At 63.9% G+C, this 1,514-nt stretch carries 1 protein-coding gene; it reads right to left on the bottom strand.

All coding sequences use genetic code 11. The annotated features are described in order from the left end of the window. Nucleotides 1-312 precede the first annotated feature (312 nt). Nucleotides 313-1,395, bottom strand: a complete 1,083-nt coding sequence (locus TL10_RS29310; protein ID WP_234711575.1) for an IS110 family RNA-guided transposase — start codon at nt 1,393-1,395, stop codon at nt 313-315. Nucleotides 1,396-1,514: the final 119 nt, after the last annotated feature.

Raw genomic sequence — 1,514 nt, 5'->3', positions numbered from 1 at the left:
CAACTGATATGTAGGGACTGTTTGTCAAGAGGCAGGTGAAAGCCGCCCCAGTGTTGTTCTGGGGCGGCTTTCGTTTGATCGGTGCCAGCGCGGTCGGTGACGGTCGTTGGTCAACGACGGTTGGTGTCAGACTGATATGCGCGGGTTGGGTACCGCAAGACGATGGTTCGGCGCGAACGGTGGCTGCTCTCTAGCGGCGGGCGTGGCAACAGTATTTGGTGAATGCTGTTGCTGCTCATAGTTGAAACGCAGGTCCAGTTCGCCTACTTCGCCGTCGGCCGGTTGGTTCCGATCAAGTCCGGTGGCTGCTGGTCAGGTCATTGTGGCCAGGGACCAGCACCAGCCCGCCAGTTGACGGGCGACTGCGACGTTGGCTACCACGTGCGATTTGTTGCGTTCGGTGAACCGGCACCATTGTTGGTGCAGGCGCCGATTGCCGGCGTGCCCACGTGCTTTGAGCGCAGGGTCGACCTTGGCCCACCGGGCTCGCATCGTCGGGCCGGGATTGCGGTAAGCCGCGCGGTGATGCCACGCCGATTCGACCAACAACCGGCGCACATGGGCATTGCCGGCTTTGGTGATCGAGCCTTGCACCCGAGACGAGCCCGAGGAGTACTCGGTGGGGACCAGGCCGACGTAGGCGCCGATCGAGGAACCGGTGAAGCGTGTCCAGTCACCGATCTCGACGGTCAACGCCAGACCGGTCAGTGCGGAGATACCACGCAGGCAGCCCAGCCGGTCGACCTGATCGCACCATCGTGGCGAGGTAGCTGCGGCGATGATCTGCTCGTCGAGACGATCACGAGCGGCAGTGGCGGTGAGCACGGCATCAAAGTCGTGGTCGAAGGCTGCCATGGTGTACGAATCGTCGAATCGTTGTCGGCGAAGCCAGGTTTCGTGCACGCCATTCCAGGGTTGCCCGCCCGAATACACCCGGCCGTGACGCAGCAGCAGCTTCGAGAGCCGATGACGCACCCGCATCAAATCCGCACGCGCGTCCTCGCGGGCACGGACCAGATCCCGCACAGCTTCGACGTCAGCGTCGGGCACTGTGACTGCAGTGATCTCACCCAGGCGCAACAAACGGGTCAAATGCGCCGCATCCCGGGCATCGGTCTTGACCCGATCCCCAGGTGGCCGGATCAACTTCGAGGGCGCGGCGACGGTGCACTCGATCTGCGCATCGGCCAACGCTCGTGCCAGCCCGAACCCCGTCGGCCCGGCCTCATAGGCCACCCGCACCGGGCCACGCAACCGGTGCAACCAGTCGAGGATCTCGCCGTGATCAGGGCACAACCGCGCCCGCTCGACTCGACCCGTCTGCTCATCAACCGCATGCGCAACCACCGAAAGCGCATGCACATCCAACCCGACACTCGTACCGTTGAAACTCACCGGAGGCCTCCTGATCTGCAACTGTGGCTCTACCGGAGCGAGTGTTCACCCGCCACCGGCAACCCACGTCCGATTGCAGCCCGAGGCCTTCGGCCTCAAGTCGCCTCCATACCGTCTAG

The organism is Mycolicibacterium llatzerense, assembly GCF_000878195.1.
Taxonomy (GTDB): Bacteria; Actinomycetota; Actinomycetes; order Mycobacteriales; family Mycobacteriaceae; genus Mycobacterium; species Mycobacterium llatzerense.
This window is presented reverse-complemented; position numbering and strand designations above follow the sequence as displayed.